General features: G+C 66.7%; 1 pseudogene. It reads left to right on the top strand.

Annotated features, from left to right (window positions below):
• Positions 1 to 79: 79 nt before the first annotated feature.
• Positions 80 to 1575 (top strand): annotated as a pseudogene (locus tag AC07DW_RS34430) (IS3 family transposase).
• Positions 1576 to 1612 lie beyond the last annotated feature (37 nt).

The raw sequence follows: 1612 nt of genomic DNA, 5'->3' as shown, positions 1-1612 counted from the left end.
CCCTCTCTGTCAAAGTGGCTCAAGCCAGGCATACTGGATGATTCATTGAGTCGAGGGCGGAGAAGGAGTAGAGCCCCAGGTGGCCAGTACCAACGACCACGGGACCCCTGATCCGCAGGTGGAACCCCGTTCCACGGGTCCGCGCCGGTACTCGGCGGAGTACAAGGCGAGGATCCTGGCCGAGTACGAGAGTCTCGACCGGCAGGGCAAGGGAGCGCTGCTCCGCCGGGAGGGCCTGTACTCGTCACTGATCACAACCTGGCGCCAGCAGCGCGACCGCGGGGCGAAGACGGCGCTCGCCGCGCCGGCGGGAAGGCCGAAGGCCGACCCGCGCGACAAGGAGATCGCCCGGCTGGAGGCCCAGGTCACCCGGCTGGAGACCGAGCTGGGCAAGGCCCGGACGGTCATCGAGGTTCAGGGAAAACTCTCCGCGCTGCTCGACCAGCTCGCCACGGACAGCGCCATGAAGAACGGCGAGGGCAAGTGACCATCCCCACGGGCACGGGGCTCGACCCGGTGGCGGGCAAGGTCTTCGAGGACGCCTACTCCCGGGCTCTGGAGGACTTGACGGGCCTGGTCGGCCGGGTCAAGGCGTGCTCCGCGCTGGGCGTGAGCCGGGCCACCTACTACGCCCGCCACCGCAGGTCCCCGGCGCCTGCCCGTCCGCCGCGGCGTGAGCGGCGGCGGCATCCGCGGGCCCTGGCTCCGGCCGAGGAGACCACGGTCCTCGAGGTGCTGCGGTCGGACGAGTTCGTCGACATGGCGCCGGCCGAGATCTACGCGGTCCTCCTGGACCGCGGCGTCTACCTGTGCTCGGAGTCGACGATGTACCGGCTGCTCCGCAAGCACGGCGAGGTCCGCGAGCGACGCCGGCAGGCCGTCCACCCGCCACGCAAGAAACCCGAGCTGATAGCCGAGGGCCCGAACCGGGTCTGGTCATGGGACATCACGAAGCTGAAAGGCCCGGTCAAGGGCAGCTACTACTGCCTCTACACGATCATCGACATCTACAGCCGCTACACCACCGGCTGGATGATCGCCACAGCCGAGAACAAGGAACTCGCCGAGCAGTTCCTGTCTTCCACCATCCTCAAATACGAGGTGGAACGAGGACGGCTGACCGTCCATTCCGACCGGGGATCACCGATGGTCGCCGAGAACGTCGCGCAGATGATGTCGAACCTCGGCGTGACGAAGTCGCACTCCAGGCCGAAGACCTCCAATGACAACCCCTACAGCGAGAGCCAGTACAAGACGCTGAAGTACCGGCACGACTTCCCCGACCGGTTCGGCTGCATCGAGGACGCCCGCACCTGGTGCGAGGACTTCTTCGACTGGTACAACCTGACCCACCGGCACTCCGGCATAGCCATGCACACCCCCTTCGACGTCCACTTCGGCCTCGCCGAACAGCTCCGCAAGATGCGAGCCGACGTCCTGGACGCCGTCTACGCCAAACACCCCGAACGCTTCGTCCGCGGAACCCCCGAGCCTCCCAAGCTCCCCCAGGCCGCCTGGATCAACAAGCCCACCGACTTCCACCACGACGACCAAACGATCCCGGCACAGCGATAGAACACATCACCTGCCTTGATCACGTTGACAGGTTCCG

Source organism: Streptomyces sp. NPDC045701 (assembly GCF_056432045.1).
Note: the sequence above shows the minus strand (reverse complement) of the source record. Positions and strands in the feature narration are given on the sequence as shown.